We start from the raw sequence: 25,548 nt of genomic DNA, 5'->3' as shown, positions 1-25,548 counted from the left end.
CAACCGTCACGTTCTAACGCGAGCGAAACGGCTGCAAATTTAGTTATTTATTTCTTTCCCGCAAAATATTTGGGATTTTTTTATTTGCTACGTTGCTTTTCCTTGTATTTAACCAGTTGTTTTACGAGCGCTTCCACATCTAAATCAATTGCCTCTTCAAATGTATCACACACTTTGCTTGCATAAAACTCCCCATTGGGGATTAATATTTTAATGCCTGCTTCTTTATTTTCAGCAACTTCTGGTTTTACTACCTTTAATGACACCTCTACTTTCTTTATATCTTCGTAATATTTTTCCAACTTGGACACTTTCTTCTGAATAAATGCCTGCAATTGCTCTGACGCATCAAAGTGAATTGATTGAATTCTAACATCCATACTTACCTCCTTTTTTTTAAGCTCTTGGATGAGCTTGTTTATACACTTTTTTAAGTTCTTCAAATGTGGCATGCGTATAGATCTCGGTAGTCGTAATGCTCTCGTGACCCAAAAGTTCTTTTACCGCGCCCAGCTCTGCTTCATTATTCAGCATTGTGGTAGCAAAAGTATGCCTCAACACGTGAGGACTCCTTTTCTTCAGCGTTGCCACCTTTGACAGGTTCCGTTTCACTAAATTATAGACCAGATTCTTATAAAGTCGTTCGCCATTCTCTCTAATAAAGAAAGCCTCCGACCTTTCCGGAATCGTTTCGTTTCTTACATTAATATATTCAAGCATCAACTCCCGCAGTTCATCACCGAACGGTATCAGTCGTTGCTTATTTCTTTTCCCGGTCACTTTCAGAAGAGAAGCCGAAAAATCCACATCCTTATCATCCAAACCTATTAATTCCGAAAGTCTCATGCCAGTAGCATAAAACACTTCAATCACCAACCGGTCCCGACAACCTTTAAATCCTTCGCCAAAATCCGTATCATCCAATAACCGATTCATTTCGTTCTCTTTTAAGAACACAGGCAACGGCTTTTTGTTTTTAGGTCCTTTTATTTTACGCAAAGGATCTATAGTCGTCTTCCCCTGTCTTATGAGATACTTGTAAAACGTTCGGAGCGAACTTAGCTTACGATTTACAGAAGTTGAGGTATACCCTTTATCCATCAATGAAACAATCCATTCACGAATCAGTTCCGCCTCGACCTCTAACGGATTAAACTTTCCATACTCTTCCTGAGCAAACTCCTGCAGTTGCTTTATATCTTCACCGTACGCAAGAACGGTTTTTTCAGAATAGTTCCGCTCATACTGGAGATAATCAAGAAAAGATTCTATCAACATAATATCGCTACATCTAAAATCGTGCAACGAATGTATGAAAAGAATTCAATAATTCAAAGGAAATTACGAATTATTAATCTTCTACTTGCTGAAGTTGTTGTACGTAAACTGCGCGTTCTTTCTTAAGTCTTTTAGTTACAGACGGTTTATCAAACTGCTGTCTGCTTCTCAATTCCTTTACGATGCCAGTTTTCTCAAATTTTCTTTTGAACTTCTTCAGCGCTTTTTCAATGTTTTCGCCTTCTTTTACAGGTACTACAATCATTTTGTTATTATTAATATGTTATGATTAAAAAAATTCCGCAGTCAAATTGCGCCGCAAAATTACACATACTTTCTTTATTCACAAAACTTTCGGCAAATATTTCTCAAAAACTATTCATAAACAAGTCATTAAATGCGGAAAGTTAGTACCTTTGAAACACTTACATGTCTATAATAATATAATAAGGTATGAAACAGAACATAAAAGAACGAGTACATGCTTTGCGCATGACATTCCATCCCAATTACATCAAAGCATTCATTATCCCCAGCACCGACCCCCATCTTAGTGAGTATGTGGCTCCCCACTGGATGTCACGTGAATGGATTTCCGGTTTTACGGGTTCTGCAGGAACAGCGGTCATCCTGATGGACAAAGCGGGATTATGGACCGACTCACGTTACTTCCTTCAGGCAGCGAAAGAACTGGAAGGGAGTGGCATCACACTCTACAAAGAGATGCTGCCGGAAACTCCAAGCATAACAGAGTTTCTCTGCCAGCACTTAAAACCCGGAGAATCTGTAAGCATTGACGGGAAAATGTTCTCCGTGCAACAGGTAGAACAAATGAAAGAAGAACTAGCGGCACATCAGTTACAGGTAGATATATTTGGAGATCCATTAAAGAACATCTGGAAAGACCGTCCCTCCATACCTGACTCTCCAGCCTTTATTTATGATATCAAATATGCAGGAAAAAGCTGCGAAGAAAAAATATCCGCCATCCGTGCGGAGTTGAAGAAGAAAGGTGTCTATGCCTTATTCATATCTGCACTGGACGAAATAGCATGGACTCTCAATCTACGAGGAAACGATGTACATTGCAATCCAGTTATAGTGAGCTACCTGTTAATTACGCAGGACGAGGTGACTTACTTCATTTCACCGGAAAAAGTGACGTCGGAGGTCGAGACTTATCTGAAGAAACAACAAATAGGAATACAGAAATATGATGAGGTAGAGACATTCCTGAATTCTTTCTCCGGAAAAAATATTCTTATTGATCCACGGAAAACGAATTATGCGATTTACTCGGCCATTAATCCGAAATGTTCCATTATTCGTGGTGAGTCTCCCGTCACATTATTGAAAGCCATTCGCAATAAACAGGAAATAGCCGGCATCCATGCTGCCATGCAACGGGATGGAGTGGCACTTGTCAGATTCCTCAAGTGGCTGGAAGAATCTGTATCCACCGGAAAAGAAACTGAATTAAGTATAGATAAAAAGCTGCATGAATTCAGAGCAGCACAGCCCCTCTACATGGGAGAAAGTTTCGACACCATTGCAGGATATAAAGAGCACGGAGCAATCGTGCATTATTCGGCAACGCCAGAAAGCGATGTAACTCTTCAGCCTAAAGGATTCCTACTCTTAGATTCAGGGGCACAATACTTGGACGGAACCACTGACATCACTCGTACCATCGCATTAGGCGAACTGACGGAAGAGGAAAAGACGGATTATACCTTAATATTAAAGGGACACATAGCATTGGCTATGGCCAAATTCCCAGCCGGAACCCGTGGTGCGCAACTCGATGTACTGGCGCGTATACCTATCTGGAATCACAGAATGAACTTTCTCCATGGCACAGGGCACGGCGTCGGGCATTTCTTGAGTGTACACGAAGGTCCACAAAGCATTCGTATGAATGAAAACCCTGCAATTCTCCAGCCCGGTATGGTTACATCCAACGAACCTGGTGTTTATAAGACAGGCAGTCACGGGATACGTACGGAGAACCTGACGTTAGTTTGCAAAGATGGAGAGGGAATGTTTGGAGAATATCTTAAGTTTGAGACTATCACTTTATGCCCCATCTGCAAAAAAGGGATCATCAAGGAGATGCTGACAAATGAAGAAATTGAATGGTTAAACAATTACCATCAGACTGTCTACGAGAAACTATCACCGGATCTTAACGAAGAAGAAAAAGTTTGGTTACAAGAGGCGACTGCTTCCCTTTAAAAAGAACTTGCCTGACACCCGGGTGTCAAGCATACCAGCACCCGGGTGTCAGACTGCTCAAGACCCGGGTCTCATACATCACGACACCCGGGTGTCGTACAACATAGAACTGCATTAAATAAAAAACTTTATTAGAAACAAATATTATATGGCTTTAATTAAATCAGTACGGGGTTTTACTCCCGAGATCGGAGAAAACTGCTTCCTCGCAGATAATGCAACTATTATAGGAGATGTAAAAATAGGAAATGATTGTAGCATTTGGTTTAATACGGTATTAAGAGGTGACGTCAACTCCATACGAATCGGCAACGGTGTCAATATTCAAGATGGAAGTGTCTTGCATACATTATACCAGAAATCGACTATTGAAATTGGCGATCACGTATCCGTAGGACATAATGTCACCATTCATGGGGCGACCATCAAAGATTACGCATTGGTCGGGATGGGGTCAACCGTACTGGATCACGTTGTAGTCGGTGAAGGAGCAATCGTTGCCGCCGGCTCTCTGGTATTAAGCAATACCATCATTGAACCGGGAAGCATTTGGGGAGGAGTACCCGCGAAATTCATTAAAAAGGTAGATCCTGAACAAGCCAAAGAACTGAATCAAAAAATTGCTCACAACTATCTGATGTACTCACAATGGTATAAAGAATAGCTTTAAATAAAACCTAAAACAAAACTTCGTTCCTCCTTACTCTTATATTTTTAAGAAAAGGGGGAACGTTTTTTTTCAGAACACCATTGACACTTCAATAGCCACATAAATAAGCCATTTACAAACACATACCATAAAATCCACACTACTAAAACTAATCATCATTGATTTCCAAAGTCCATATTTATATTATTTAACCCTCTGAATATATTTTTATTACGAATTATTCGTAGATTTGTAAGACATTAAATCTGAGCAATGAACCAACAAGCACTTATTCATTATGAAAATAAAACTACTACTTACAATTCTCTTATTGGCAGAAATAATAACCGCCAATGCACAAAACGCAGAAAAAGAATATTTAAAGAAAGTACTTACCAATTTAGAAAAGATTGAATCTGCAACCTACTATGTCACTAACGAAAGCTGGCAACCTGGTGATTCAACCGCATTATCTACCTTGCATGGCTTCGTTAAAGAGTACGATAATCCAATGGACTCAACCATAGGTGCAAGCTATGTTTCACTAGATGCCAATGATACAACAAAACTAGAATTTTGTTATGACGGCAACATAAGAGTATTACCTTATCACGAAAATAAGAAATTAGCAATTGATGATTTCACATTCAGACCACTTCCTTTCAGGCTAGTAAGTCCTCCATTCTTCAATCACGCAAAGAATATCATCAGATATGCACTTACCACTAAGGATCATATTGCAACAGAGTTGAAAGACGAGGGTGATAATTATTATTTTAAATTAGTAATTGATGAGAATCAACAAGTTGAATTCTTTGGAAAAGCTTATCACATGCCACTTCCTCCATTCAATATCGGCAGTACAGCTTCTATTTATGAGTTATGGATCAACAAATCGAATGACCTACCTTATAAAAAACGGAGAGAGATGTCGCATGATATTTCCGTTTCAACCTGTTCGAATCTTGAAATCAATAAACTAACAATCAACGACTTTAATGCGGCTGATTATTTCCCAAAAGATTATGAAATAGTAAAATACAGCGACCTCTACAAGAAAAATGAAGAACCAACAGCATCCAGTCTTATAGGAAAAAAAGCTCCCGACTGGATATTAGAAAATATAGAAGCACAGCCGGTATCATTAGCCGACTGTAAAAGCAAAATCATACTAATCAACTTCACAGGCATTGGTTGTGGTGCCTGTCAGGCGGCTGTTCCTTTTCTGAAACAGTTAAAAGAATTATTCACCAGTGAAGAGTTTGAGTTGATTGCAATAGAATCCTGGAGCCGTAAAGTATCTGCCATCCGAAATTATGCAAACCGAAAGGAATTGAATTATACCATTCTGAATGCAACAAATGAGGTTATAAAACAATATCAGACCGGTGGTGCCGCACCTTACTTTTTCATAGTAGACCAAGAACGAATCATACGAAAAGTAATCAGAGGTTATAGTAATGAGAATACAGATAAAGAAATAATAAATGCAATAAAAGAACTACTATGAACATGAACAGACTATTTACTTGTCTTTGTTTGTCCTTGTTATTCAACCTGGCACAAGCACAATTACCCATCCCCGAATATCAGAAAGGAAAGGCCATTTTAAGTGGTACAATCGCCAATTACCATCCGAATGATAATCTGATATTCAAGATCGGAGCTCCCAATATCGTGATGGGAACAGCCGAAACTCTTTATCCGACTGTTGAGTCAGACGGAAGCTTTACTATTAATATTCCTCTCTACCATCATACACAAGTACGGATGATGATAGGAAATGCTGATTTAGTCATTCTGCTAAGTCCCGAAAAAGAAACAAATGTAGCTATCAATCTAAGTAATCCACCAGGAAAACAGTTTGTATTTAGCGGTCAATATGCTACCATTAACAATGAATGGTGCCAGCCGGAACTAATAACAAAGATACCACCTGTTTATAGTGATGGCGACCTATTGGATTCCATTGTAGGCATTAGTGCCAATGAATTCAAAAAACGATGTATCAACCAATACAAACGATATGTAACGCACAACAACGCACAGTTACAATTCAGCGAAGACACTCGCACACTCGCCAATCTCTCATGCGCATTTGATTGCCTGGAAAATCTACAGGCCACCCACTATTGCCTGCAAACTGCTTATCAAAAGAAGGAAAACATTACGCGGGAACAAGCTTTTGCTGCTTTTCTTGATGTATATTTGCCCGATGATTTCCACAATTATTTGAAGGATTTCCCAGTCAATCACCCTTTAGCACTCTATTGTTATAATTACCGCAATGTAGTCATGGATTTATATGATACCCACAAAGACCCACTCGCTTACGAAAAAAATCTATTGAAAAATGCACCACTCACTAAAGAGGAACAGACACTTATCCATCAATATGAAACGGCTTTCAAAGCAGGTATCTCCTTTCAGCAAGAAAGCGAGCTAATGGCACTTAGTGCAAAATACTTCAAAGAAAATGACCTATTCAGATGGGAGTCATTCTCCAAAGCAAAAGAACGTCTTAGTAATATCATACAAGACAGCACAAGTTTAATAGTTGACTACATACGAGCAATCTATATGCGTTCCAGTTTTTACAATTTACAACCTCTGACACCCCGACAAGAGCTCATGGCTTCGGAAATTACCAATCCTATTTTCTTAGGTATCATTCAAGACATGAACCGCCAGATGCAACCCCGACAGAAAACGATAACAAAGAAATTCACTATTTGCGAAGCACCACAAGTTCCGGAAAAGGAACTGTTGACTGCTCTCATTGCCCGCCACAAAGGGAAGGTACAGTTTATCGACTTTTGGGCTACCTGGTGCGGTGGCTGCCGGCAAATCATCAAGGAATATGAACCACTAAAGAAAGAAATAGGTGAAGACAAAGTTGCTTTCATTTACCTCACAGGCCCCAGTTCTATAAAAAAGACTTGGGATATACTAATACAAGACATTGCCGGAGAACATTACTGGTTGAACAAAGAACAGTGGGGTTATCTTTGGAATCATTTTCAGATGACGGGATTACCGATGTACCTGATAATAGATAAAAAAGGAAATATCGCAAAACAATTCACCCACGTAACAGCCAAAGAGTTGAAAGAGTTGCTAGAGTTAGAAGTCAACAGATAAGGTGGCTAGCTACAAATGCAGGAAACAGGTTCTTCGTCAAATCTGGTGAAAAGTTGTCCTCTATTCATTTATATAATTCAGTAGATGCCTGTTTTTCTAAAGGATTTACCACCCAATTTGACAAAGAGCCGAAAGCAATGAGAAGTGTGCCAAAGCTCCTTAATAAACAAAGAATCACCTTTACCACAGATAATTGTGATAAAGGTGATTCTTTGTTTATTAAGGTTTTGTATTGCCCTCTTATATCGAATTCACATTGATCTACACTACATATTTAGAAATTAATCATGTGCATAATCTTCTCCGTCGCACCGGCATTGCTAGTCACATAATAACCGGCATTCGTTCCGGTTTCCCGCAAAAACGCCTCATCTGTCAGGAAACGATCCAGCAAAGTTTTCAGCTCATCATAGTCTTTGATAGAATAGGCACCTTTTGCTTCGAGCAATTGAACGGCTTCCATAAATTTCTGATACTTCGGTCCGAAAATCACCGGAATACCGTATACAGCCGCTTCCAAGGTGTTATGGATTCCTACCCCGAAACCACCGCCTATATAAGCTATTTCACCATAGCGGTAAATAGAGGACAGCAGTCCGAAGCAGTCTATAATAAGACAATCCGCTTTCAATACATTCCTCTCATCGGCACGGGTATAGCGCACATACGGACGCTTCAGTTTACCGATGATCTCAACCAGGTGATTCTCATCGATCACATGCGGAGCAATAATCAATTTCATTTCCGGATGATTATTGAAATATTCGAGGAATAAATCCTCATCAGGTCCCCATGAACTTCCGGCAACAAAAGTAAAAGAATTGTTTCCTTTAAACTTCTCCACCAACGGGAGCTCTTTAGCCTCTTCGCGGATTTGCAGTACACGGTCAAAACGGGTATCCCCCACTACTGTCACACGACTGATGCCGATTTTCGACAAATAACGTTTGGATGCCTCATTCTGAACAAACAGATGATCGAAATCTTTCAAGACATTGCGATAAGTGCCACCGTACCATTTAAAGAATATTTGTTCGCGACGGAAAATAGACGACACACTATATACCGGAATACGGCGCTTGTGAAGCTCATCCAGATAATTCTTCCAAAACTCATATTTGATAAAGAACGCCATGCAAGGATTTGCAATATCCAGGAACTTCTTCACATTCCTCGGCTTATCAAACGGCAGATAGCAGACAATATCCGCCCCCCGGTAATGCTTGCGCACTTCATAACCGGAAGGAGAAAAAAATGTCAGCAATATCTTATAGTTAGGATATTTCTCACGAATCATTTCTATCAGAGGGCGTCCTTGTTCAAACTCCCCCAGTGAAGCAGCGTGAAACCAAATATACTGTTCCCCTTTTTCCACTTGTTGGCGTAAGAGTTCATACACCACCCAATGCCCCTTCATCATCTTCCGTGGCTTACGGCTAAACGGAGCAGCCAAATGGACGATAAAGTCATAAATGACTATTGCCAGGTCGTAAAGCATAGTACTGTGTCGATTACTTCAAAACCTCTACCGCTCGTTTCATACGAGCTATCGTCTCCTCTTTGCCCAATACCCAGGAAATATCGAACATGTGCGGGCCTTTTCCTTCACCCACCAATGTCAGACGGAAAGCATTCATGATATTACCGGTATGGTAACCTTTCTCTGCAATCCAGTCCATAACGACTTTTTCCTGTCCTTCAATGCTAAAATCTTCAATACCGGCAATCACTTCTGCCAATTCGGTCATACATTTTGCAGAATCTTCTTTCCAGCGTTTCTTCACCGTCTTTTCATCATATTCGGTAGGAGCCACAAAGAAGAAGCTACATACGTCCCACAGTTCTTTAATGAAACTTACCCGGTCTTTCATCATGCCAACCACAGTCACTACCTTTTCGAAAGGCGCTTCAACACCATGTTCTTTCAAGAAAGGCAAGAACAGTTCCGCAATTTCTTCGTTAGGTTTCTGCTGTATATATTGATGATTGAACCATATTCCTTTTTTATAGTCGAACTTAGCTCCCGACTTGCTGCAACGGTGAAGATCAAACAATTTAATCAATTCATCCATCGACATCACTTCCAGATCATTACCCGGATTCCATCCCAATAAAGCCAGGAAATTAATCACAGCTTCGGGTAAATAACCGGATTCGCGATAACCAGAAGAGATTTCTCCGGATTTCGGATCGTGCCATTCCAATGGAAATACAGGGAATCCGAGACGGTCACCGTCACGCTTGCTTAATTTTCCATTACCTTCCGGTTTCAATAACAAAGGCAGGTGAGCAAATTCCGGCATCGTATCTTCCCAACCGAAAGCACGGTACAGCAACACATGCAAAGGAGCGGAAGGCAACCATTCTTCACCACGAATCACGTGGGAAACTTCCATCAAATGGTCATCCACGATATTTGCCAAATGGTAAGTAGGCAGTTCGTCAGCCGATTTATAAAGCACTTTGTCATCCAGAATAGATGAGTTGATTACTACTTCGCCACGAATCAGGTCATTTACATGTATATCTTCATTCGGTTCGATTTTGAAACGAACAACATATTGTTTGCCTTCAGCAATCAGTGCATCCACTTCTTCTTTCGGCATAGTTAATGAATTGCGCATCATACCACGGGTAGATGCATCATATTGGAAGTTAGCAATTTCAGCACGCTTAGCGTCCAGTTCCTCCGGAGTATCAAAAGCGATGTATGCTTTTCCATTTTCCAGCAAAATCTGCACATATTTCTTGTAGATTTCGCGGCGCTCCGACTGACGGTATGGACCCTGTTCACCACCGAAGCTCACTCCCTCGTCAAAGTGGATACCTAACCACTTAAAAGATTCGAGTATATACTCTTCCGCTCCCGGAACGAACCGGTTAGAGTCAGTGTCTTCAATACGAAATATCAAGTCTCCGCCGTGTTGACGTGCAAATAGATAATTATACAAAGCTGTACGCACACCACCGATGTGCAATGCTCCCGTAGGACTTGGAGCAAAACGAACTCTTACTTTTCTTTCTGCCATAATTTGGGTTAGTATAGGTAAATCGTGGCAAAATTAAACCTTTTTTTCCACACTATTGTTTTTTTTTGTACTTTTCGCAAAAATTTCAGTGGATATGGAACATTTGAAGAAGAAAAAAAGATTTTCATGGAGAGATTTACTATATAAATCACTGCTATTTGTAGGCACTGTGGCGCTGATTGTTTATTTCCTGCCACGTGACGGAAAATTCAATTACCAGTTCGACATCAACAAGCCCTGGAAATACGGACAGTTGATCGCTACTTTCGACTTTCCTATTTATAAAGAGGATGCAGTGGTAAAAAGGGAACAAGATAGCCTGATGGCTTTCTTCCAACCTTATTATCAACTGGATAAAAATATAGAAAAAGACGCAATCGCCAAGCTGAAAGAGAATTACCATACGAATCTGAAAGGTATTCTCCCTTCCATCGATTATTTGCGGTACATTGAGCGCACTTTAAAAGAAATCTATCAGGCAGGCATCGTTTCGACAGAGAATATACAGCTGCTTCACAAAGACAGCACTTCATCTGTCATGGTGATTGATGACAAACTGGCTAATCCACAGGCTACCGAGAATCTTTACACGGTAAAAAAAGCCTATGAGCACTTGCTGTCAGCAGACTCTACTCATTTCAACCGGGAAATTTTAAGGCAATGCTCCCTGAACGAATATATCACCCCCAACCTTACCTTTGACGAGGAACGTACCCAGGCTGCCAAAGAAGAAATCCTGAACAACTATTCCTGGGCAAACGGATTAGTAGTCAGCGGGCAAAAGATTATCGACCGGGGGGAAATCGTCAGCCCGCATACCTATAATATCCTGGAGTCATTACGCAAAGAATCCATCAAACGGAATGAGTCCATGGGACAAAACCGCCTGATTCTCGGCGGACAGATTCTGTTTGTAGGAATGCTGATGCTTTGTTTTATGCTTTATCTCGACCTGTTCCGAAAAGACTACTATCAACGGAAAGGCAGTCTGTCATTGCTATTCACGTTGATTGTATTTTACAGTGTCATAACCGCTTTCATGGTAACACATAATCTATTTAATGTGTATATCATCCCGTACGCGATGCTACCCATTATCATCCGTGTTTTTCTTGATTCGAGGACTGCTTTCCTGACGCATGTCATCACTATATTGATATGCTCCATATCCTTACGCTTTCCGCATGAATTCATTCTGACACAGTTGGCTGCAGGATTAGTGGCGATATTCAGTCTAAGAGAGCTATCGCAAAGGTCCCAACTTTTCCGAACGGCTTTATTGGTTATACTGACTTATGCAGCCATTTATTTCGCCTTCGAGTTGATGACAGAGAACGGTCTTTCCACCGACTTTTCGAAGTTGAACATACGAATGTACACTTACTTCATCATCAATGGAATTCTGTTATTATTCACCTATCCTTTACTCTTTTTATTGGAAAAAACTTTCGGATTTACTTCCAATGTAACGTTGGTAGAACTTTCGAATATCAATAATGACCTTTTGCGGCAAATGTCCGAGACGGTTCCGGGAACATTCCAACATTCCATGCAAGTGGCCAATCTTGCTGCAGAAGCAGCCATCCGCATTGGAGCCAAAAGCCAGTTAGTACGTACAGGAGCTTTGTATCATGATATTGGTAAGATGGAAAACCCTGCTTTTTTCACAGAAAATCAGTCAGGAGGAGTTAACCCGCATAAGAACCTGAATTACGAACAAAGTGCGCAGGTCGTCATCAGTCATGTGACGGATGGATTGAAGTTAGCCGATAAACACAATCTGCCTAAAGCCATCAAGGACTTTATCAGCACGCATCATGGACGGGGAAAAACAAAATATTTCTATATTTCCTGGAAGAACGAGCATCCGGACGAAGAGCCGAATGAAGAACTGTTCACCTATCCCGGCCCGAATCCGTTCACCAAAGAACAGGCTATCCTGATGATGGCGGATGCCGTAGAAGCTGCCTCACGCAGTCTTCCGGAATATACAGAAGAAACAATCAGCAACCTGGTCGATAAGATTATCGATTCCCAGGTCACTGAAGGTTACTTTAAAGAATGTCCTATCACTTTCAAGGATATAGCAACAGTGAAAGCTGTGTTCAAAGAAAAACTAAAGATTGCTTATCACACCCGGATCAGTTATCCTGAGTTAAAGAAGTAAGCAAACCTGCGCAAGCATCTTCAAGAACATCAAGTACATATTCAAACCCCTCGGCCCCTCCATAATAGGGGTCGGGTACATGATCTGCAGGAATACGGGTGCAATACTCCGTCATGCGATGAATCTTCTTCCATTCTTCGGGAGAAGGAGCTTTGTCTTTCAAGTCATCTATGTTCCGGTCGTCCATACCGATAATCAGATCAAAATTATAAAAATCTTCCGTACGGACGGGGCGAGAACGATGCACCAATTGATAACCGCGACGGGCTGCATGAGCACGCATCCGGCTATCCGGCAATTCCCCCTGATGATAAGACAGGATTCCGGCAGAATCTATCACAAATTCTTTTTCCAGTCCCGCTTCTTCTATTAAATGAAGCATTACGCCTTCAGCCGTAGAGCTACGGCAGATATTTCCTAAACAGACAAATAATATTTTCTTCATATATACATGATTGTTTCTCAAAAAGAGTTCAGTATCTGATTAGCCCGGTTCACGGTTATTGCGGCCGGGATTTCCGGCATACTACCCAAATTGAACGGAGCAAGCATTTTTTCTATCTTCTTTAATCCGGCCTTATTTCCTTTTTTCTCAAATTCCTGACGAAGGATATTGATCTTCTCATGCGCCTGTATTCCTTCAATCAAACGCTCGAAACGAATACAGCTACGAGCTCCCGGATATACAAGGTAAGTATCTCCGCCTGCCCAACTACGGAAACGGGAATCGAGCAGCGGTTCCAATGGCCAGCTGTTATATGCCCAACGCAGATAACCATCCAGATGTTTCTTAGATGAATAATAACTCATCCAGGCTGCTTCCGCAGGATCAGAGAAAGTAAACGTGTTGGGATGGGCTTCCGTACAGCAAGTATAATAATTAGTACGCTTGTTCTCGGCAACACGACGCAGACGCACTTCTTCCGGGAAGTTCTGTCCGATGACAATACAGTAATCATATAGATCGGGCTCAATCTCCTCATGATAGTTTCCAGCCAACGATACTTTAAAATCCGGATCAGCTTTACGAATCACTTTCAACGTCTTCTGCATTACTTCCATCGGACGTTCGTCCATTGCAATAGCACAAATATCAAACCATCCTTTTTCTTTCAGATGCTTGGAGAAAGAGGCAAGCATCGCTCCCCACATTTCTTCATAAGCCGCTTCACCCGGTGCAGTTTTCACGAATTGCAAAGAGTTGGTTGCCTGATCGTAGTATTGGAATGACAACTCCCAGGGAACCATTGAGTAACAATTAATCTGTTTATCAATGCCTACACTCATCATAAATTCCACCCAACGGTCGAAGATTGTATAATCAAAAGCCCATGTTCCATCCGCCCGTTTCATCCAGGTGACCATTGTATCAAAATAATCTTCTGTCTGACCATTCCAAGGCTTGTGCGTCAAAGTAGCCGTAATAATCTTCTGTCCGGCATCTGCCAACATTTTCATTAAAGGACGCATGGCGTCAAAATGCTCCTGACTCCATAAAGGAACCTGATAATAACGTGCCACTGCATAAGGACTTTGCCATAAATCCAAGTGATAAGCCCATTCCGAAGGTTGAGGAAGTTCACGGGAAGAAACGGTAATTTCGAGATTCAGGCGTTGCAATAAACGCGAGCCATCATTAATTAATAACTCCCCTTGATAAGTTCCGGGAGTAGCCGATTGAGGAATCCAACACTGCACCCAAACCGGTTGAACAGTACGAGCGGGCAAAGCCATCGTTTTCAGGTTGGTATCAATAGGATCGGCCACCAATAATGAATCATAATCTATAGACTTCCGATGTCCACAGGCACCTCTCCCATCCTTATTCAATTCATCCGTCATCACATAACGGACAAAACCACCTGTAAATGCATCTTTGGGAAGAACATTTCCCTTTTTGTCTTTAAAATCACCAAAGCTGAAATTCAGGTCTTTCAGTTCTACGCCTGTCCACACAACAGCTTGCGCGTTCACACGTTCGCCACGCCAGCCTTTCAGGGAAACAGTCTGTTGTTTCTTCAACTGCGGGAGTTGATGTTTTGCATACCGTACATCTGTTGTACCCCAAGAAACTTGGGTGGAAGTCACCGCTACCCACTCTTTATCAGAAGGTGCAGTAGGATCAGGCAACTCCTGATAAGTCAGTAAAGGGAACTTCGGTTGTCCTGTCGGAACACCACATTGAGTTACTCCCCGCTGGGCAAAAACTGCACCCATGCTAAAGAGACAAGTCAGAGAAAAAATAGTAAGTCGTTTCATGGTTAGTTAATTAAATGATTAAAGGTTATTATATGGGGGAAAATTATTAAATCACATAGGGTCTACATCATAATAAACAATCAAAGATTTATAGCGTTCGTCCGCCAACATCTCGCGCTGAATGCGTAGCAACAATTCCCGTGCACGTCCCATCGGGGCATTCTGCTCAATCTTGACAACAATCTTCTTGATAAACAAAGTCTGGATACGGGCAACAGGAGGTTTATCCGGGCCTAATACCCGATTGCCAAATACAGCCCGCAACTTATCCGCCATCACTGCCGCCATCTGATCCAGCAACGCTTCATTATGATTTTTCAGATAAACATATACCAGCCGGTAATAAGGAGGATAATGGAACATCTGACGTTCCACCAATTGTCCGCCTACCATATCTTCATAATCATTGGCAATGACCTGATGAATGATAGGATGATCGATGCTCTTGGTTTGCAATACCACCCGTCCGCGTTTATTCTTACGCCCGGCACGTCCCGCTACTTGTGCCATCAACTGAAAAGCACGCTCATAGGAACGGAAATCGGGATAATTCAACATGGTATCGGCATTCAATATACCTACTATACTGACATGATCGAAATCCAACCCTTTTGATACCATTTGCGTACCGATCAATATGTCCGTCTTTCCCTGCTCAAAGTCTGCAATAATCTTCTCATAGGCGGAACGGGTACGTGTAGTATCCAAATCCATCCGGGCAACGGCAGCTTCCGGGAAAAGGATTTTGATGTCATCTTCAATCTTTTCCGTACCGAAACCACGGTTCACCAGTTCTGTTCCCTCGCAGGCAGGACAGGATTTCGGCAGTTGATACGTATAACCGCAGTAGTGACAGGTTAATTGATTGATTCCTTTATGATAGGTAAGGCTTACGTCGCAATTCTTACACTTAGGCACCCAACCGCAGGTACGACACTCCACCATCGGAGCAAACCCACGACGGTTCTGAAAGAGAATCACTTGTTCTTTCTGTTCCAAAGCCTCTTTCATATATTGTATCAGAAGTGGCGAGAATTGTCCGACCATCCGCTTTTTGCGATGCAGTTCCTTGATATCCACCGGAATAATCTCCGGCAACTGGATTTCTTTATATCGTTCTTTCAGTTGTACGAAACCATATTTTCCCTCTCTTGCATTCTGCCATGACTCGATAGAGGGAGTGGCCGTACCCAACAGGGTTTTAGCTCCGTACATGGCAGCCAGTACAATAGCCGCGCTACGCGCATGATAGCGGGGAGCGGGATCTTGTTGCTTATACGTATTTTCGTGCTCTTCGTCCACAATCACCAATCCCAGATTTCGGAAAGGCAGGAAAATAGAAGAACGAACACCCAGAATAATATCATACCCGTTCTCTCCCAGTTGCTTCCGCCATATTTCAACCCGTTCGGCATCAGGGAACTTAGAATGATAGATACCCAGACGAGCACCGAAGACCCGTTGCAAACGCTCCGTGATTTGAGTGGTCAATGCAATCTCCGGCAACAAATATAACACCTGCTTTCCCTGACGAATCGCTTCTTCTATCAGATGGATATAAATTTCAGTCTTACCACTGGACGTTACCCCATGAAGCAGACAGACATTTTTCTCCTGAAAAGACTGCACGACTTCATCAAATGCACGCTGTTGAAACTCATTCAAAGGATTTAATTCGACAATCTCCTTCTCCTGCTTATCCAACCGCCCGATTTCATGGTAGTAGATTTCAAAAATCTTCTTATCCACCAATCCATTCAATACAGAAGGAGCCACATTAGTCCGCTGCAACAGTTCTTTCTTGGAGACTTCTTTCGGAGTTCCCGCTCCTAAAACGCCGGAACACTCCACATACTTCATGAGTAATGCCAACTGCTTCGGAGCACGAGACAGAATATCAAACAGGATATGAAGCCGCTTTTCATCCGCTGTACCCGCAAGCCGAACCCGTGCCTCTGTTTTAGGTTTATAAGTACGCCTCAACTCCTCCTTTACGAAAATCGCTTCTTTATCGAGCAGAGACTTGATGACCGTAAGAATATTTTTGATACCACTGTCCTTCTCCAGTTTAGTGACGCACTGTTGCGAATCTACGGCAAGTAAATCCAAAATACGTTGCTCACGTTCCGGCAATGGCGCATCCGCTTCAAAATCAGGATTATATTCAACAATCGTTTCACTCTCCAGTTTCAGGCCGGAGGGAAGTGCCGCTTTATAGACATCGCCTTGTGTACAGAGATAATAATCAGCTATCCACTCCCAAAATTTGAATTGAGCGGGTAACAGAATGGGAGAAGCATCCAGCAATGCAGATATATCTTTCACTTCGTACTCCGTTGGAGCACAATAATGAACGTTAAGGACGATAGCCGTATAAAACTTCTTCCGCCCGAAAGGGACTACCACACGGCAACCTATCTTCACATCTTCCGCACATTCATCCGGCAAAGAGTAAGTAAAACTCTTCGGAAGCGGAAGCGGTAATATGACATCTACGTACTTTTTCATTGCAGCTACAAAAATACAATAAAAAAACGGGGATTTAAAAGAAGGGAGAGAGAACACTTAAAAAGAAAAACTCTACTTCATACGAGAATTGGAGAAAATATATTTGAGAGCGCAACAGGACACCCCCAAACAAAAAAGAGTTTCCGGTTATCGGAAACTCTTTTTCAAATACTATGTAAAGTGATAGACTACTTAAAAAATATAGGCTACAGACACTTGCCAAGTCTTAGTCTTATAAGAAGCATCTGTTCCTTCAATATCAGCAGTATTACCCAATGGGATATTGTAATTAGCACCCACCTGCAAATGGTTCAGCAACTTCAAACCGGCACCCACATTGATACCTACTTCAGCTTTCTTCTTATCAATTCCCGATTTCTTTTCAAAATCGAAATAAAAGTCAGGACCTGCAGCCAGATAAATACCAGCCAGACTTCCCAAGCCAATGGTATATTTCAGGTTTACAGGAATATCAATACCGTTTTGTTTAACAGTAATATCATCATTCCCTTCTGAAACTTTGATACCCCGTTGAGCAAAAAGCAAAGATGCATCTACTCCCAACCCTACGATTGGAATATTAAACTCGGCCATCGGACCGATAAAGAAACCTGTAAAATTATCCTTTTTAAAGTTTTCGCTCACATTAGAGAAACTCGCCTTTGACAAGTTCAAACCTCCCTTTACACCAAAGTGTATCTGCGCCTGAGCAGGCATTGCCATAGCTATACATATAGCAATCATTAAAGCACCAAAAATCTTTTTCATAAATTTACGTGTTTATAATTCGGGACAAAGATATATATTTAGATTAAATAAACACAAATTATTGGTTGTTTGTTCATTTAAAGACGTCGTTGTCCCTCCTGACGAACTAATAAGAATTTCTTATAAGTTCGATTTTATCTAATTGGTACGGTTATGAAGCAATTGATATTTTAGCAAATAAGTATTGAATTAATCCGATTTTACTTCCTGATTTTCATACAGATTCTTTTCAGCCAACAGGTACAGCAAGTAGTCTGCCCCAAGACGAGTTCTTTTTCCAACTTCCGCAACCGGTCACATTGTTTCAGCCATTTGATTTGTAAGGTATCATAGAGGATTCCGGCTGCTTTATATCTTGTGATTTCTTTGTCCTGTTTTCCTAAAAGTGATAGGTATATTGAACAAAGTTTTGATTTATCTATGCAATATCGTTCCAGTTTTTCGATATACATCAAGGTAGCCCCTTTTTCATTTCGACTCATAAACTCCTGAACACTGTCATCACTGATGATGTCGATGCCCGACCTTTCGTAGTCCACAGTGATTTCTCGCATCTCTATCAAGACCCAGATATATTCTGTCTCGAATCCGTACTTTGCGGCTGCCTCTTCTATACTAATCCATTGTGCCATAGCGTTTGTTTTTTCATGTGTGATACAAATAAGGGATGAATAATATTTTATTCATGTATATTAGCACAACGGGCATCCACGCTTTTTTGCAGTCTGCCGGGTGGGGATTGGCTAGGTTAAATTGGGGCAATTTATTACCGGCCGAATACAAGAAAGACGCAGATGCTGCTGTACCATTATCCGATCTTAAGGCTAGCTACACCCGCACAAAAGATAATGATAACAGCAGACACCCACGTCAATCGTTTATATATAACACATCTCTTACGAATATGTTGATATACATCCGTTCACGTGGAGTATCTACCGTATCATCTCTCTTTGTTTGGATTGGCTATTTCTAAGATCGAGAGATAATACGCTTTTACTCCATAATGGAAATAAAAACCACCTTCTGCCTATTCCATCACGCTGATGGGCTGAAAGCGTACGGCAAAGATATATGTTTTTTTTGAAACGCAGTCGAAATATGGAAATAAATACTGGAAGTTATGTATTAAAATGAATCTGACAAAAGATGGCTCTACTTCTCATTCTTGATTACTGAAATATTTCTCACAAATAAAAGTTGTAGCAGTTTTTACCCTCACACCCTCCCCCATTGGTTCAATCCCTTTATTCATCGGCATTACAGGTGTGAGGGTAAAGATGATGGCAGGGGGAGGGGAAAAGTTACCCTCACCCTGCCATCACGTAAGCGCTTCCACTAATCTGCACCTACAACAAACTGTTATCATCTGATGTACTGAACATTAATTATTTCCGCAAGAAGTATTAACAGCTATCACCTCAAGTATTAACACTTTAGACTTCAGCCATTAATAGTTGAAAAATCAGGTATTAACACATGGGAAATGGAGTGATAATACCTGATCAATGGTTTAATATCATCTGAAACAACAGGTGAAACGAGCGTATAGATACAGATGAAAGCATCATACCATATAAGATTGCAAATGGCTTATCCAGTAGGAAAGTTCCAGTTTTCAATAGGACGAATGACAGTCTCATGTAATGATACTAACAGTTTCCCGGTGAGAGACTATAGTTTCCCCGTAAGGAAACTACATTTTCCCCGTAAGGAAACTACATTTTCCCCGTAGGGAAACCATTGTTCCCCCATAGGGGAAACTTTAGTTTCAAGCCTGCAGGTTCAAGACTTGCTTATTAGGTTAACAACGAATGATATTGCAAAGTTCGTCGCTTTCGAAGTAATAAACAATAACCATTTCGCCGAATAAATTAGCAATTATTCCCGTATAAGGTCAAAGTAATAAATAATCAAAACAGAGTGTGTCAAAACGCAGATTAACGCAAATTATCGCAGATTATTTCAATTATATTGATACATTAATCAACTAATTGTAAAATTATATCTGCGATAATTCGCGTTAATCTGCGTTTTATTATTCATTATGACACACCTCCATCTCATCTTAAACCAATCTCCACTTACTATATATCAATCAACGATTCGGGTGAATGTCCAACTTCACCGGTTTAATCATATTTCCCGGTTTTAAGATAGTATCTAGGTCTTCCTTAGAAAGAATGTTATGTTCCAAAACTAGTTCATAAACTCCCTTCCCTGTTTCCAATGCTTCTTTGGCTATTTTAGTAGAGTTCTTATATCCGATCACCGGATTCAGGGCTGTCACTACTCCAATGCTGTTATGCACATCTCTCCGGCATTTTTCTTCATTAGCCGTAATGCCGTCGATGCATAAGGTGCGCAAAGTGTCAAAACCATTCATCAACAAATCGGCAGACTCGAAACAGCATTGTGCCATCACCGGCTCCATTGCATTCAGTTCCATTTGAGCTGCTTCACCGCTCATGGCCACACAAAGGTCATTTCCTATTACCTTGTAGGCCACCTGGTTCATCACTTCAGGAATCACCGGATTCACTTTTCCGGGCATGATGGATGAGCCCGGCTGCATTGCCGGCAGATTGATTTCTCCCAATCCACAACGCGGACCGGAAGCCAGCAACCGCAAGTCGTTACATATCTTATTCATTTTAACAGCAATACGCCTCATCACTCCCGAATAACCTACCATGCAGGAAGTGTCCGAAGTAGCTCCCACCAAATCGTCTGCTAGTTTGATATCCAATCCCGTAATCTTGCGCAAAGCGGCAATGCACTTCTCCGCATATTCCGGTTCGGCAGTGATTCCTGTTCCAATGGCTGTTGCTCCCATATTGACTGCCAGAAAATCCTGTGCAGCAAAATCAAGGTTCTTTATTTCATGTGACAAAATACTTGCAAAGCCATTAAAAGTTTGCCCAAGAGTCATCGGTACGGCATCTTCCAATTGGGTACGCCCCATTTTGATGACATGTGCAAACTCATTCGCTTTCTTCCGGAAAGACTCGATCAGAACCTCCAAATGCTTAACCAATTTCAAATGAGTATAATACAGTCCAATGTGAATGGCTGTAGGATAAGCATCGTTGGTAGATTGTGAACGGTTGACGTGATCGTTAGGCGAACAGAATTGATATTCTCCCCGCTGATGCCCCATCAGTTCCAATGCCCGGTTGGCAATCACTTCATTGGCATTCATGTTGGTGGTCGTACCGGCTCCTCCCTGAATCATATCTACGGGGAACTGCTCGTGATGCTTTCCTTCGAGTATTTCTTTACAGGCTCTCAAGATAGCATCCGCTTGTTCTTCAGTCAATAAGTCCAGTTCACGGTTGGCAATGGTGGCTCCCATCTTCGTAATGGCCAATGCCTGAATGAATAAAGGATATTCATTCAAATGAAACTTGCTGATGCGAAAGTTTTCAATGCCACGGAGTGTCTGTACTCCATAGAGTGCACTTTCCGGCACTTCACGACTACCTATCAGGTCACTCTCTGTACGAGTTTTTTTTGATAAATTTTGTTCCATATCGGTTGTTTTATAGTAATAACGTTTTCGTTAGTTCTTATAATAACCAACCAGCGATGTTATTGTTTTAATAAATATGCAAAAACTATTCAAAGACTTTTTTGTTGTAAATAGAAGAAAAAGAAAATACAAAGAGAAGAATCGCTTATCTTTGTTTTTGAATTTAAAACAGCAATCTATGATATTACAATTAGCATTTGTTCTGACAGCCATTATTATTGGCGCACGCCTGGGAGGTATCGGACTTGGCGTAATGGGAGGCGTAGGGTTGGCAATACTCACGTTCGTTTTTGGTTTACAGCCCACTGCGCCTCCCATCGACGTTATGTTAATGATTGCCGCCGTAATCTCTGCCGCTTCCTGCATGCAGGCAGCCGGAGGTTTGGACTATATGGTGAAACTGGCAGAACATTTGCTTCGTAAAAATCCTTCACACGTCACTCTGCTTAGTCCGCTGGTGACTTACCTCTTTACTTTTGTAGCCGGAACCGGACACGTGGCTTATTCCGTACTGCCGGTAATTGCAGAGGTTGCCACCGAAACAAAAATCCGTCCGGAACGTCCGTTAGGTATTGCCGTCATCGCTTCCCAGCAGGCCATTACGGCAAGTCCGATCTCTGCCGCTACCGTGGCACTTCTCGGACTTTTAGCCGGATTCGACATTACCCTGTTCGACATTCTCAAAATTACGATTCCCGCCACCATCATTGGAGTGTTGGTAGGCGCCTTGTTTTCCATGAGAATCGGTAAGGAACTGGTGGAAGATCCCGAATATCAGAAAAGATTGAAAGAAGGTTTATTCAACAATAAAAAGGTGGAGATTAAAAGTGTCAAGAACAAACGTTCGGCAATGATTTCCGTTATCATCTTTATATTGGCAACTGCTTTTATCGTGCTTTTCGGTTCTTTTGAAGGAATGCGCCCCAGTTTCCTGATTGATGGGGAAATTGTCACCTTGGGAATGTCTTCTATCATCGAAATCGTGATGTTGTCGGCTGCCGCAATTATCCTGCTAGTAACGAAGACAGACGGGATCAAAGCAACGCAAGGTTCTGTATTTCCGGCAGGTATGCAGGCGGTGATTGCCATCTTCGGTATTGCCTGGATGGGAGATACCTTTCTTCAGGGAAATATGGGACAGCTGACTCTCTCTATCCAGGGAATTGTGCAACAAATGCCGTGGTTGTTCGGTGTCGCCCTGTTTGTGATGTCTATCCTGCTATATAGCCAGGCTGCCACTGTACGGGCACTCGTCCCTCTGGGCATTGCGTTAGGGATTTCTCCTTATATGCTGATCGCTTTATTCCCGGCCGTGAACGGATATTTCTTTATTCCGAATTATCCTACCGTGGTGGCTGCGATTAATTTCGACCGTACCGGGACAACAAAAATCGGCAAATATGTGTTGAATCATTCGTTCATGATGCCCGGTCTGGTATCGACCGTTGTGGCTATTGCACTAGGTTTGCTTTTTATACAAATATTCTAATAGATCATATTATTAACCTAAACATCATTCAGTTATGAAACAATTCAAAAGCTTTGGACTGGTAGTAGTCACACTACTGTTTTCCGTAACTATGGCATTCGCCGCAAAACCGAATATTCATATTCTTGCTACGGGAGGAACCATCGCAGGTACGGGAAGCTCGGCTACCGGAACCAGTTATACGGCAGGACAAGTTGCCATCGGCGCACTGCTCGATGCTGTGCCTGAAATTAAAGACATCGCCAACGTAACCGGAGAACAGATTGTCAAAATCGGTTCGCAGGACATGAACGACCAGGTTTGGTTGACGCTTGCCAAGAAAATCAATGAACTACTGAAACGCCCGGACATTGACGGCATCGTGATTACTCACGGAACAGACACCATGGAGGAAACTGCTTACTTCCTGAATCTGACTGTCAAGAGTGACAAACCGGTGGTATTAGTAGGCGCCATGCGTCCGTCTACCGCTCTAAGTGCCGACGGCCCGTTGAACCTTTACAATGCCGTTGTTACCGCAGCCGCAAAAGAATCGAAAGACAAAGGGGTATTGGTTGCCATGAACGGCCTGATCCTCGGAGCGCAGAGCACGGTTAAAATGAATACGGTCGATGTACAAACTTTCCAGGCTCCCAACTCCGGCGCACTGGGTTATGTACTGAACGGAAAAGTGTTCTACAACCAAGTAATGCTAAAGAAACATACTACCCAGTCCGTTTTTGATGTCACTCATCTGAACGCGCTTCCTAAAGTAGGTATCGTGTACAGCTATTCCAACATTGAGGCCGATATGGTAACTCCGATGCTTAGCAACGGGTACAAAGGCATCATCCACGCAGGAGTAGGAAACGGAAATATTCACCAGAACATCTTCCCGGTACTGACGGATGCCCGCCAAAAAGGTATTCTTGTCGTTCGTTCTTCCCGTGTCCCGACCGGACCTACCACACTGGATGCAGAGGTGGACGACGCCAAATATCAGTTTGTGGCTTCGCAGGAACTGAACCCGCAGAAATCTCGTGTTTTGTTAATGCTTGCACTAACAAAAACTACAGACTGGAAACAGATTCAGCAATATTTCAACGAATACTAAAAACCTGACTTACTTATGAAAAAATGGATATTCATGCTGCTCCTCGCGGGTAGCATACAGGGAATATATGCTCAAAAAACAGAGAAAAAGGAGAAATTCAATCCGAACACTCCCCTGTTTGAAGAGCTGACAGACGTGAAAAAGAAAACAGATAAATTCAATCTTTATCTGAATATGCAAGGGAGCTTTGACGCTCATTTCCAGAATGGTTTTCAGGAGGGTGACTTTAATATGCACCAGCTTCGTATCGAAGCCAAAGGAAATATCAACAACTGGCTGTCTTACCGCTATCGTCAGCGCCTCAACCGCTCGAACGATGCAAACGGCATGATTGATAACCTCCCGACTTCTATCGACTATGCCGGAATCGGTATCAAGCTGAATGACCAGTTTAGTCTTTTTGCAGGAAAGCAATGTGCCGCATACGGTGGTATCGAGTTCGACCTGAATCCGATTGACATCTATCAATACAGTGATATGATTGATTACATGAGTAATTTCATGACCGGATTGAATGTGGGTTATAACATTACTCCCGAACAGCAGCTTAACTTGCAGATATTGAACAGCCGTAACAGTTCTTTCGATAATACTTACGGAATCACAGAGGATGCCGAAGGTAATCTCCCCGATCTGAAATCGGGCAAAATGCCACTGGTTTATACATTGAACTGGAACGGTAATTTCAATAATGTATTTAAAACCCGTTGGTCGGCTTCTGTTATGAACGAGGCCAAAAGTCACAATATGTATTATTATGCTTTAGGTAACGAGTTAAATCTTGGAAAATGGAATGCTTTTGTCGATTTCATGTATTCAAAAGAGGATATTGACCGCAAAGGAATCATTACCAGTATCGTAGGTCGTCCGGGCGGGCATAACGCTTTTGATGCTAACTATCTTTCGGTTGTTGCCAAATGTAATTACCGCTTTCTTCCGAAATGGAATGTTTTTGTGAAGGGTATGTATGAGACGGCTTCCGTAGGCAAGGCGTCCGAGGGAATAGAGAAGGGAAATTACCGTACTTCCTGGGGATATCTGGGCGGTATCGAATATTACCCGATGGAAACCAATCTGCACTTCTTTGTTACCTACGTGGGACGTTCGTATGATTTCACTTCCCGCGCCAAGGTGCTGGGACAGGAGAATTATAGTACTAACCGTATTTCTGTAGGATTTATCTGGCAGATGCCTGTATTCTAATCCTAAAGCAAGAAACCGAGCTGACAATAAAAAATACCCGATAGCTTCTTACAACAGTTATCGGGTATTCTTATATGTTCGGTCTTTTTAAATCAATACTCTTCCTCGTTAAAGAAATTTATCTATATTGATTATCAATATATTATTCAACATTCAATGAAATTTGCGCAAACAAACCGCACCGTCTGAGACGGTCT

General features: G+C 41.8%; 20 protein-coding genes. 9 read left to right on the top strand and 11 right to left on the bottom strand.

Annotated features, from left to right (window positions below):
- Positions 1-80: 80 nt before the first annotated feature.
- The 3 genes from hpf to rpsU all read right to left on the bottom strand — a co-directional run bounded on the left by hpf (position 81) and on the right by rpsU (position 1,543).
- Positions 81-380: a ribosome hibernation-promoting factor, HPF/YfiA family gene (hpf, locus tag DXA54_RS05785; RefSeq protein WP_004296365.1), complete on the bottom strand. Its 300-nt coding sequence runs from the start codon at positions 378-380 to the stop codon at positions 81-83.
- 16 nt (positions 381-396) lie between these two features.
- Positions 397-1,278 carry a tyrosine recombinase XerC gene (gene xerC / locus DXA54_RS05780; protein WP_004307555.1) on the bottom strand — a complete coding sequence of 294 codons (882 nt, stop codon included), beginning with the start codon at positions 1,276-1,278 and terminating at the stop codon, positions 397-399.
- Positions 1,279-1,351: 73 nt separating this feature from the next.
- Positions 1,352-1,543 carry a 30S ribosomal protein S21 gene (gene rpsU / locus DXA54_RS05775; RefSeq protein WP_002558090.1) on the bottom strand — a complete coding sequence of 64 codons (192 nt, stop codon included), beginning with the start codon at positions 1,541-1,543 and terminating at the stop codon, positions 1,352-1,354.
- Positions 1,544-1,731: 188 nt separating this feature from the next.
- Here rpsU and DXA54_RS05765 point away from each other — a divergent pair, with 188 nt between their 5' ends.
- From DXA54_RS05765 to DXA54_RS05750, 4 genes are all read left to right on the top strand, one after another.
- A complete protein-coding gene (locus DXA54_RS05765) occupies positions 1,732-3,513 on the top strand; it encodes an aminopeptidase P family protein (protein ID WP_120079094.1) in 1,782 nt (593 codons plus the stop codon).
- A gap of 148 nt (positions 3,514-3,661) precedes the next feature.
- On the top strand, positions 3,662-4,177 hold the full coding sequence (locus DXA54_RS05760; RefSeq protein WP_004307560.1) for a gamma carbonic anhydrase family protein: 516 nt from the start codon (positions 3,662-3,664) through the stop codon (positions 4,175-4,177).
- A 283-nt stretch (positions 4,178-4,460) separates the two neighbouring features.
- On the top strand, positions 4,461-5,672 hold the full coding sequence (locus DXA54_RS05755) for a peroxiredoxin family protein (RefSeq protein WP_120079093.1): 1,212 nt from the start codon (positions 4,461-4,463) through the stop codon (positions 5,670-5,672).
- Positions 5,669-7,303: a TlpA family protein disulfide reductase gene (locus DXA54_RS05750; RefSeq protein ID WP_162864666.1), complete on the top strand. Its 1,635-nt coding sequence runs from the start codon at positions 5,669-5,671 to the stop codon at positions 7,301-7,303. The genes DXA54_RS05755 and DXA54_RS05750 overlap by 4 nt, the downstream gene beginning before the upstream one ends.
- Before the next feature lie 274 nt (positions 7,304-7,577).
- Here DXA54_RS05750 and DXA54_RS05740 read toward each other — a convergent pair whose 3' ends face one another.
- Positions 7,578-8,801, bottom strand: a complete 1,224-nt coding sequence (locus DXA54_RS05740) for a 3-deoxy-D-manno-octulosonic acid transferase (protein WP_008646335.1) — start codon at positions 8,799-8,801, stop codon at positions 7,578-7,580.
- A 13-nt stretch (positions 8,802-8,814) separates the two neighbouring features.
- Complete coding sequence (gene gltX, locus DXA54_RS05735; protein WP_120079092.1) at positions 8,815-10,332, bottom strand: glutamate--tRNA ligase; 1,518 nt, start codon at positions 10,330-10,332, stop codon at positions 8,815-8,817.
- Between the two features lie 94 nt (positions 10,333-10,426).
- Between gltX and DXA54_RS05730 the strand changes: the two genes are divergently transcribed.
- Positions 10,427-12,499, top strand: coding sequence for an HD family phosphohydrolase (locus DXA54_RS05730; RefSeq protein ID WP_004296374.1), 2,073 nt, complete (start codon positions 10,427-10,429; stop codon positions 12,497-12,499).
- On the opposite strand, the gene DXA54_RS05725 is transcribed toward DXA54_RS05730, so the two are convergent.
- From DXA54_RS05725 to DXA54_RS05705, 5 genes are all read right to left on the bottom strand, one after another.
- Entirely contained in the window at positions 12,474-12,944 is a 471-nt protein-coding gene (locus tag DXA54_RS05725) for a low molecular weight protein-tyrosine-phosphatase (RefSeq protein ID WP_004296375.1), read from the bottom strand. The genes DXA54_RS05730 and DXA54_RS05725 overlap by 26 nt on opposite strands.
- Positions 12,945-12,961: 17 nt before the next feature.
- Positions 12,962-14,758, bottom strand: a complete 1,797-nt coding sequence (locus DXA54_RS05720; protein ID WP_120079091.1) for a DUF4091 domain-containing protein — start codon at positions 14,756-14,758, stop codon at positions 12,962-12,964.
- A 51-nt stretch (positions 14,759-14,809) separates the two neighbouring features.
- Positions 14,810-17,266 (bottom strand): primosomal protein N', encoded by a 2,457-nt coding sequence (gene priA / locus DXA54_RS05715; RefSeq protein ID WP_004296377.1) that lies wholly within the window; start codon positions 17,264-17,266, stop codon positions 14,810-14,812.
- Positions 17,267-17,458: 192 nt separating this feature from the next.
- Positions 17,459-18,034: a porin family protein gene (locus DXA54_RS05710; RefSeq protein ID WP_099145743.1), complete on the bottom strand. Its 576-nt coding sequence runs from the start codon at positions 18,032-18,034 to the stop codon at positions 17,459-17,461.
- A gap of 200 nt (positions 18,035-18,234) precedes the next feature.
- Positions 18,235-18,666, bottom strand: a complete 432-nt coding sequence (locus DXA54_RS05705; RefSeq protein WP_004310904.1) for a hypothetical protein — start codon at positions 18,664-18,666, stop codon at positions 18,235-18,237.
- A 53-nt stretch (positions 18,667-18,719) separates the two neighbouring features.
- Here DXA54_RS05705 and DXA54_RS28170 point away from each other — a divergent pair, with 53 nt between their 5' ends.
- Entirely contained in the window at positions 18,720-19,010 is a 291-nt protein-coding gene (locus DXA54_RS28170; protein ID WP_032852397.1) for a hypothetical protein, read from the top strand.
- A gap of 1,122 nt (positions 19,011-20,132) precedes the next feature.
- Here DXA54_RS28170 and DXA54_RS05695 read toward each other — a convergent pair.
- Positions 20,133-21,566, bottom strand: coding sequence for an aspartate ammonia-lyase (locus tag DXA54_RS05695; protein ID WP_120079090.1), 1,434 nt, complete (start codon positions 21,564-21,566; stop codon positions 20,133-20,135).
- 178 nt (positions 21,567-21,744) lie between these two features.
- On the opposite strand from DXA54_RS05695, the gene DXA54_RS05690 reads away from it, so the two are divergent.
- From DXA54_RS05690 to DXA54_RS05680, 3 genes are read left to right on the top strand one after another with little or no spacing between them, the layout of a single operon-like run.
- Complete coding sequence (locus DXA54_RS05690; protein ID WP_004302365.1) at positions 21,745-23,055, top strand: anaerobic C4-dicarboxylate transporter family protein; 1,311 nt, start codon at positions 21,745-21,747, stop codon at positions 23,053-23,055.
- A gap of 34 nt (positions 23,056-23,089) precedes the next feature.
- The gene (ansB, locus tag DXA54_RS05685) at positions 23,090-24,148 is read left to right on the top strand and encodes an L-asparaginase 2 (protein WP_120079089.1); all 1,059 of its coding nucleotides are present in this window, start codon (positions 23,090-23,092) and stop codon (positions 24,146-24,148) included.
- A gap of 15 nt (positions 24,149-24,163) precedes the next feature.
- The gene (locus DXA54_RS05680) at positions 24,164-25,351 is read left to right on the top strand and encodes a porin (protein ID WP_004296387.1); all 1,188 of its coding nucleotides are present in this window, start codon (positions 24,164-24,166) and stop codon (positions 25,349-25,351) included.
- Positions 25,352-25,548 lie beyond the last annotated feature (197 nt).

The sequence above is a fragment of the Bacteroides sp. OF03-11BH genome (assembly GCF_003604005.1).
Classification (GTDB): Bacteria; Bacteroidota; Bacteroidia; order Bacteroidales; family Bacteroidaceae; genus Bacteroides; species Bacteroides ovatus.
The sequence above is the reverse complement of the archived record's forward strand: the minus strand, read 5'-3'. Positions and strand labels throughout refer to the sequence as shown.

Coding starts and splice junctions, on each gene's coding strand:
- hpf (WP_004296365.1), bottom strand. CDS start 380: ATGGATGTTAGAATTCAATCAATTCACTTTGATGCGTCAGAGCAATTG.
- xerC (WP_004307555.1), bottom strand. CDS start 1,278: ATGTTGATAGAATCTTTTCTTGATTATCTCCAGTATGAGCGGAACTAT.
- rpsU (WP_002558090.1), bottom strand. CDS start 1,543: ATGATTGTAGTACCTGTAAAAGAAGGCGAAAACATTGAAAAAGCGCTG.
- DXA54_RS05765 (WP_120079094.1), top strand. CDS start 1,732: ATGAAACAGAACATAAAAGAACGAGTACATGCTTTGCGCATGACATTC.
- DXA54_RS05760 (WP_004307560.1), top strand. CDS start 3,662: ATGGCTTTAATTAAATCAGTACGGGGTTTTACTCCCGAGATCGGAGAA.
- DXA54_RS05755 (WP_120079093.1), top strand. CDS start 4,461: ATGAAAATAAAACTACTACTTACAATTCTCTTATTGGCAGAAATAATA.
- DXA54_RS05750 (WP_162864666.1), top strand. CDS start 5,669: ATGAACATGAACAGACTATTTACTTGTCTTTGTTTGTCCTTGTTATTC.
- DXA54_RS05740 (WP_008646335.1), bottom strand. CDS start 8,801: ATGCTTTACGACCTGGCAATAGTCATTTATGACTTTATCGTCCATTTG.
- gltX (WP_120079092.1), bottom strand. CDS start 10,332: ATGGCAGAAAGAAAAGTAAGAGTTCGTTTTGCTCCAAGTCCTACGGGA.
- DXA54_RS05730 (WP_004296374.1), top strand. CDS start 10,427: ATGGAACATTTGAAGAAGAAAAAAAGATTTTCATGGAGAGATTTACTA.
- DXA54_RS05725 (WP_004296375.1), bottom strand. CDS start 12,944: ATGAAGAAAATATTATTTGTCTGTTTAGGAAATATCTGCCGTAGCTCT.
- DXA54_RS05720 (WP_120079091.1), bottom strand. CDS start 14,758: ATGAAACGACTTACTATTTTTTCTCTGACTTGTCTCTTTAGCATGGGT.
- priA (WP_004296377.1), bottom strand. CDS start 17,266: ATGAAAAAGTACGTAGATGTCATATTACCGCTTCCGCTTCCGAAGAGT.
- DXA54_RS05710 (WP_099145743.1), bottom strand. CDS start 18,034: ATGAAAAAGATTTTTGGTGCTTTAATGATTGCTATATGTATAGCTATG.
- DXA54_RS05705 (WP_004310904.1), bottom strand. CDS start 18,666: ATGGCACAATGGATTAGTATAGAAGAGGCAGCCGCAAAGTACGGATTC.
- DXA54_RS28170 (WP_032852397.1), top strand. CDS start 18,720: ATGTATATTAGCACAACGGGCATCCACGCTTTTTTGCAGTCTGCCGGG.
- DXA54_RS05695 (WP_120079090.1), bottom strand. CDS start 21,566: ATGGAACAAAATTTATCAAAAAAAACTCGTACAGAGAGTGACCTGATA.
- DXA54_RS05690 (WP_004302365.1), top strand. CDS start 21,745: ATGATATTACAATTAGCATTTGTTCTGACAGCCATTATTATTGGCGCA.
- ansB (WP_120079089.1), top strand. CDS start 23,090: ATGAAACAATTCAAAAGCTTTGGACTGGTAGTAGTCACACTACTGTTT.
- DXA54_RS05680 (WP_004296387.1), top strand. CDS start 24,164: ATGAAAAAATGGATATTCATGCTGCTCCTCGCGGGTAGCATACAGGGA.